The organism is Bradyrhizobium oropedii (assembly GCF_020889685.1).
GTDB lineage: Bacteria > Pseudomonadota > Alphaproteobacteria > Rhizobiales > Xanthobacteraceae > Bradyrhizobium > Bradyrhizobium oropedii.
Genome location: NZ_JACMYO010000012.1, coordinates 68,366 through 74,474, shown reverse-complemented (window position 1 = coordinate 74,474; position 6,109 = coordinate 68,366). Strand labels below are relative to the sequence as shown.

At 64.8% G+C, this 6,109-nt stretch carries 6 protein-coding genes; 4 read left to right on the top strand and 2 right to left on the bottom strand.

All coding sequences use genetic code 11. The features are described from left to right. Nucleotides 1-247 precede the first annotated feature (247 nt). Both rocD and H8A95_RS06025 read right to left on the bottom strand, forming a co-directional pair. Nucleotides 248-1,462, bottom strand: a complete 1,215-nt coding sequence (gene rocD / locus H8A95_RS06030; RefSeq protein WP_229182337.1) for an ornithine--oxo-acid transaminase — start codon at nt 1,460-1,462, stop codon at nt 248-250. A gap of 124 nt (nt 1,463-1,586) precedes the next feature. Continuing rightward, on the bottom strand, nt 1,587-2,810 hold the full coding sequence (locus tag H8A95_RS06025) for a cytochrome P450 (protein WP_229182336.1): 1,224 nt from the start codon (nt 2,808-2,810) through the stop codon (nt 1,587-1,589). 211 nt (nt 2,811-3,021) lie between these two features. Here H8A95_RS06025 and H8A95_RS06020 point away from each other — a divergent pair, with 211 nt between their 5' ends. The 4 genes from H8A95_RS06020 to H8A95_RS06005 all read left to right on the top strand — a co-directional run bounded on the left by H8A95_RS06020 (nt 3,022) and on the right by H8A95_RS06005 (nt 6,103). Next, the gene (locus H8A95_RS06020; RefSeq protein WP_163153037.1) at nt 3,022-3,555 is read left to right on the top strand and encodes a thiamine pyrophosphate-binding protein; all 534 of its coding nucleotides are present in this window, start codon (nt 3,022-3,024) and stop codon (nt 3,553-3,555) included. Continuing rightward, a complete protein-coding gene (locus H8A95_RS06015) occupies nt 3,552-4,142 on the top strand; it encodes a thiamine pyrophosphate-dependent enzyme (protein ID WP_229182335.1) in 591 nt (196 codons plus the stop codon). The genes H8A95_RS06020 and H8A95_RS06015 overlap by 4 nt, the downstream gene beginning before the upstream one ends. Before the next feature lie 64 nt (nt 4,143-4,206). Continuing rightward, nucleotides 4,207-4,908: a TetR/AcrR family transcriptional regulator gene (locus H8A95_RS06010; protein ID WP_163153035.1), complete on the top strand. Its 702-nt coding sequence runs from the start codon at nt 4,207-4,209 to the stop codon at nt 4,906-4,908. 1 nt (nt 4,909) lies between these two features. Continuing rightward, entirely contained in the window at nt 4,910-6,103 is a 1,194-nt protein-coding gene (locus H8A95_RS06005) for an efflux RND transporter periplasmic adaptor subunit (RefSeq protein ID WP_229182334.1), read from the top strand. The last annotated feature ends 6 nt before the right edge of the window (nt 6,104-6,109 follow it).

Below are 6,109 nucleotides of genomic sequence, written 5' to 3'. Positions count from 1 at the left end.
GGACGCGCCATCGCTGGCGGTGCGGCTGGACGTGCCGCCGGTCCACCCTTTTCGTGCGGCTGGGCGGACGCGCCGCCGCTCGCCACGAGCATTGAGGCAAGAATCAAAAAGACAATAAGTCCAGCGCGACGGCAAGGCATGAGCGCGACTCTCCGTCCATACCTGCCCGCAGAGCTTCAACGCACAGACGTCGAAATCGTTCTTGTTGGCCGTAGCCGACGGTGCGGTCTTCCGACGCAGGGAACCGTCAGGAGACATCCTGCGTCAGCGCAGCCGTGATCCGCTCCAACGCCCAGTCGACCTGGTCGGCCGTGATCACCAGCGGCGGGGCGATGCGGATGGTGTGCTCGTGGGTGTCCTTGGCGAGGATGCCGCGCGCCTGCAGCGCCAGGCAGTAGCGGCGGGCGCCGCCGGCTTCCGGGTGTAGTTCGATTGCCAGCATCAGACCGCGCCCGCGCACCTCGCGGATGACGTTGGCACGGATGTCCTGCAATCCGGCGAGAAAGCGGGCGCCTTGTTGCGCCGCGTTCTCGATCATGCCTTCCTCGACCAGCACGCGCAACGCTGCGCGCGCCACCGCACAGGCCAGCGGGTTGCCGCCGAAGGTCGAGCCGTGCTGGCCCGGCCGCAGCGTGCCCAGCACGGCGTTGTTGGAGAGCACCGCCGACACCGGATAGAAGCCGCCCGATAGCGCCTTGCCCAGCAGCGTCACGTCGGCCTCTATGCCCTCGTGCTGCTCGGCGAGCAGCTTGCCGGTGCGGCCGAGCCCGGTCTGGATCTCGTCGAGCACGAGCATCACATTGCGCGCGGTGCACAGCTCGCGCACGCGCGCGAAATAGCCCGGCGGGGGAATGATGACGCCGGCTTCACCCTGCACCGGCTCGACCAGGAAGGCCGCGGTGTTCGGCGTGATCGCCTGCTCGAGTGCCGCGGCATCCCCGAACGGGATGATCTTGAAGCCCGGCGCGAACGGGCCGAAGTGATCGCGCGATGCCGGGTCGGTCGAGAAGCCGACGATGCCGAGCGTGCGCCCGTGAAAATTATTGGCGCAGACGATGATCTCGGCCTGTCCGTCCGGCACCCCCTTGACCTCATAGGCCCATTTGCGCACCGACTTGATCGCGCTCTCCACCGCTTCGGCACCGCTGTTCATCGGCAGCACCTTGTGCGAGCCGGTCAGCTCTGCGAGCTCGCGGTAGAAGGGAGCGAGCTGGTCGTTGTGGAAGGCGCGCGAGGTCAACGTCAGCCGATGCGCCTGCTCGATCATTGCTGCCAGGATCTTCGGATGACAGTGGCCCTGGCTCACCGCCGAATAGGCGGAGAGACAATCGAGATACCGGTTACCATCGGTGTCCCAGACCCAGACGCCTTCGCCGCGGGACAGCATGACCCCGATCGGCTCGTAATTGTAGGTGCCGAACTGCGCTTCGGTTGCGAGGAGATCAGTGACCGATGGACTCATCCTGCGTCACTCCCGCTGTCGCGCGCCAGATTACATCAATGCGCGCCTACAGCTGATTTGGGCATCAGTTCCTCCACAGGGAAGTGGAGTCACCGGCCAAATTCGCAGGAGGCGATAACCTGTCCTAGGCGTTGATGCTGCATGGCACGCTGAGGAAGCCGCGGAAGCGAACCCGGCCGCCGCGCACCGGCTCGCCGTCGAGCAAATAGTTCGGGAAGCGCTGAAGGAATCGCGAGATCGCGATGGCGCCTTCGAGGCGCGCCAGCGCCATGCCTGCGCATTGATGCGCGCCGGTGCCGAAGGCGAGGTGGCGGTTCGGCGTGCGCGCGACGTCGAAGCCTTCCGGGTTGGGGAATTGTCCGGGGTCGCGGTTGGCGGCGCCGATGCACAGCGTGACCAGCGTACCGGCCGGCAGCTTGATGCCGCCGAGCTCGGTCTCCTCCACGATCATGCGGTTGCCGAGCTGGTTCGAGCTTTCGTAGCGCAGCATCTCCTCGACCGCAGTCTTGATCAGCTCGGGCTGCGCGATCAACCGCTGCTTCTCTTCGGGGTATCGGCTGAGCGTCACCAGCCCGTTGCCGATCAGGTTGGTCGTGGTCTCGTGGCCGGCGTTGAGCAGGAAGATGCAGTTGTGCAGCAATTCCTTCGCCGTCAGCCGCTCGCCATTCTCCTCACCCTGAATCAATCGCGTCAGCACATCGCGCTCGGGATTGCCCGGTTTGGCGCGGCGGCGTTCAACGAGGGTTTCGAGATAGGCGAGGAAATCCTTCACGGCATCGTTGCCGCGGTCGAACGCGTCCTTGGCGATCACGGGCTCCAGCGCGCCGAGAATCGCAAGCGACCAGTCGCGCAGCGGCTCGCGCTCGTCATGCGGCACGTCGAGCAGATTGCCGATCACCTCGACCGGAATGGCCGAGGCGAAATCCTCGATCAGCTCGAAGCGGTCGCGGGTCTCGATCCGGTCGAGCAGGCTGTCGACCAGCGCGATCAGGTCCGGCTCCATGCCGGCGATGGCACGCGGCGACAACGCGCCCATGATCAACCGCCGCACGCGGGTATGCGCCGGCGGATCGTTGAAGACGAGGCTCGTCGTGTGGTGCTCGTAGAGCAGCGAGTTGCCGTATTTCGGCAGGAACTCCTTCTTCTTGTCGGAAGAGAAAGCCTTGGTGTTCTTGTACGCGGCGATCAGGTCGTCGTAGCGGGTGAGGAAGTAGCAGCCGTTCGGCAGCCGCTTGACCGGTGCGTGCTCGCGCAGCGCGCGATAGGTCGGGTAAGGGTCCGCGTAGAACTCCGGCGTCAGCTTTTCCAGGTCGAAGCCGTCAGCCAGCTCTCGCGCGTGCCCGTTCATGGCGGATATCCAACCCTTATTAGTTTCATTTGCAACTATCGTAAGCCGCGGGCAGCGGCCGCGCAACACAATTTGCGGGAAGTGAGGACCAGCGCAGGCGCGCCGCGCGATGCCTGTAAATCGCAGAGCCATATGCGATATTGCGCTTTGATGAAGCACGCGCGCCCCTCTACAGTCGCGGCCAATAAGCAATAGAGAACCGGAAACGCCGATGCATGCCCGTGCCGAGACCGCGGCCTCCTGGCCCGAGGAGATTTTCTCGATATTGCAGCGCTTCGAGGTGCGTCAGGTGCCCTACGTGCCGGACGCCGGGCATTCCGAGCTGATCGAGCGCGTGCTGGGATCGTCCTCGATGCGCGGGATTGCGCTGACCACCGAGGAAGAGGGCGTGGCACTGCTGGCAGGCGCCTGGGCCGGCGGCCAGCGCGGCGTGCTGCTGATGCAATCCAGTGGCGTCGGCAATTGCATCAACATGCTCTCGCTGGTGCAGATCTTCCGCCTGCCGTTCCTCACGCTGGTGACGATGCGCGGCGAATGGGGCGAGTTCAATCCCTGGCAGGTGCCGATGGGCTCGAACACCCAAGGGATTCTCGAACTGTCGGGGATCAAGGTGTTGCGCGCCTCGCGCCCTGACGAGGTGCGCGAAGTCGTCGAGGCCGGCGCGGCGCAGGCCTACAACGCCTGCACGCCAACCGCCGTCCTGCTGTCGCAGCGCCTGATCGGGGCAAAGGTCTTCACCAAATGAGCAAAGCCAATCTCCTCGACCGCCGCGCCGTGGTTTCCGAACTGCTCAGGGATCGCAAGGGCGCCTTCGCGATCGGCGGCCTCGGCGCCTCCACCTACGACATCGCCGCGGCCGGCGACCACGACCGCAATTTCTATCTCTGGGGCGGCATGGGCGGCGCGGTGATGATCGGGCTCGGCCTGGCGCTGGCCCAGCCGACCCTGCCGGTCGTGGTGATCACCGGCGACGGTGAGATGCTGATGGGCATGGGGAGCCTCGCGACCGTCGGGCTGCAGCAGCCCAAAAACCTCGCGATCATCGTGCTCGACAACGAGGCCTATGGCGAGACCGGCGGCCAGACCAGCCACACTGGTGGAACCGCCGACCTCGTCGGTGTTGCCAAAGCCTGCGGAATCGGAGATAGCCGCGCGATCAGCACGATGGCGGAGGTCGAGGCTTTTGCTTCGTCTTTGCAAGACGTTACGGCAGGGCCGCGGTTTGCGAGCGCGAAGATCGACGGGGCCAATCTGGAGCGCGTGCTGTCCAGCCGCGACGGCACCTACATCGTGAACCGCATCAGGGGATCGATCGGCCACACTCCAATTTAAAGTGGCTTTCGCGGTGCAATAGAACCTTGACTTTTGGTAAAGTGAGTGATTACTCACGACCCAAATGTCTACCTTACGCATGACGAGTGACTTGCGGCGTCAGTTGATCCTGAGCGCTGCAAAGCGATGCTTCGCCCGCAACGGCTTTGCCGGCACCACGACAAAGAGCGTGGCGGCTGCGGCTGCCATTTCGGAGGGATTGCTGTTCAAGCACTTCCCGTCGAAGGCGGCTCTCTATGCCGAAATCCTTGCCGAGGAGTGCGAGGCGGATCCCGATCTCGCGCATCTGCTCGGCCAGGAGCCGTCGACCGCAACGCTGGTCGAACTGGTGGAGGGCATGGTCGGCCACTTCATGCAGCTGCGCGATGCGCCGGACCAGGAAGAGGCGCAGCGGATGCGGCTGATGGTGACGAGCCATCTCGACGATGGCGAGTTCGCGCGCCTGCTCTACGACAAGGTCGGCAAGCTGATCGGTCCGACTTTCGCCGCCTCGCTTGAACGGGCGATCGCTGCCGGCGAGGCGACGCGGATCGGCGACGAGCCGCTCAACCTGTTCTGGTTTGCGCATCATACCGTGCTTATGGGCGCACTGACGCAGCTGCCTGCGACACCATGTCTCCCCTATGGCGATGCCGCGGCCGCCGAGCAGCAGCTTTGCCAGTTCATTCTTCGCGGCATCGGACTTACCGAAGCCGCAATTTCAACTCATTTGGGCCGCCAGCCGTCGCCGAGCGCAGGACCGTCGGTAACTGCAGAAAGTGCATGACATGAATATTCAGACCGAAAGTCACATCTCGGGACAACCGCTCAAGGAAAAGCAAGCCAAGCGCCCCGTCCGCCTGGTGCGCTGGTTCATCATCGTAGGCCTGTTGCTGGCGCTGCTGGTCGGCGCGCTGGTCGGCTTCAATGCCTTCCGCAGCCACATGATCGCGCAGTTCTTCGCTAACAATAAGCCGCCGCCGTCGAACGTCACGGCCGCCGAGGCGAAGACGGAAGTGATTCCGAATCTCCTGACCGCCGTCGGCGATCTCGTCGCGGTGCACCAGGTCAACGTCACGACCGACGTACCGGGCCGCATCACCGAGATCCAGTTCACCGCCGGCAGCCATGTGAAGGCAGGCACGCCGCTGGTGCAGTTGTTCGATGCGCCGGAGCAGGGCGACCTCGCGAGCTTCAAGGCGCAGGCGACCGTGGGCGAGCAGCAGCTCGACCGCGCCAAGCAGCTTGCCTCGCGCCAGTTCGGGCCGCAGTCGACCGTCGACACCGCGCAGGCGACCTACGACCAGGCCAAGGCGGGCATTGCCAAGACCGAAGCGCTGATCTCGCAGAAGCTGGTGCGCGCGCCGTTCGAAGGCGATCTCGGCGTTCGCCAGGTCGAAGTCGGCCAGTACCTGACGGCCGGCACGCAGATCGTGTCGCTGACCGATCTGTCGGTGCTGTATGCCAACCTGACCGTAACCGAGAAGCAGAGCTCGCAGATCAAGGTCGGCCAGGCCGTGCGTGTTGCGGTCGACGCCTATCCGGGCCGCACCTTCGAGGGCAAGATCACGACCATCGAACCGCAGATCGCGACCGAAACCCGCAACATCCGGGTCCAGGCGACGATCCAGAATCCGGACAGCATCCTCAAGCCCGGCATGTTCGCGACCACCACGATCGTGCTGCCTGAGAGGCCGCCGGTCGTGACCATTCCGGAAACCGCGGTCGACTACACGCTGTACGGCGACTCCGTGTTCCTGATCACCGAGAAGAAGGGCGAGGACGGCAAGACCACCCTGACCGCCGACCGCACCTTCGTGAAGACGGGCAACCGCGTCGAAGGCCGCGTCGAGATCCTCAAGGGCCTGAAGGCCGGGGACAAGGTCGTTGCCGTCGGCCAGATCAAGCTGCAGTCGGGCATGGCGGTCGCGATCTCGACCGATCCGCCGCCGCCGGTTCCGGCCGAGCCGCCGCGCTACTGATCTCCA

What these genes read in the sequence shown, in the direction of transcription:
- H8A95_RS06025 (WP_229182336.1), bottom strand. Translation starts at nt 2,810, where the DNA reads ATGAACGGGCACGCGCGAGAGCTGGCTGACGGCTTCGACCTGGAAAAG.
- H8A95_RS06015 (WP_229182335.1), top strand. Translation starts at nt 3,552, where the DNA reads ATGAGCAAAGCCAATCTCCTCGACCGCCGCGCCGTGGTTTCCGAACTG.
- H8A95_RS06010 (WP_163153035.1), top strand. Translation starts at nt 4,207, where the DNA reads ATGTCTACCTTACGCATGACGAGTGACTTGCGGCGTCAGTTGATCCTG.
- H8A95_RS06020 (WP_163153037.1), top strand. Translation starts at nt 3,022, where the DNA reads ATGCATGCCCGTGCCGAGACCGCGGCCTCCTGGCCCGAGGAGATTTTC.
- H8A95_RS06005 (WP_229182334.1), top strand. Translation starts at nt 4,910, where the DNA reads ATGAATATTCAGACCGAAAGTCACATCTCGGGACAACCGCTCAAGGAA.
- rocD (WP_229182337.1), bottom strand. Translation starts at nt 1,462, where the DNA reads ATGAGTCCATCGGTCACTGATCTCCTCGCAACCGAAGCGCAGTTCGGC.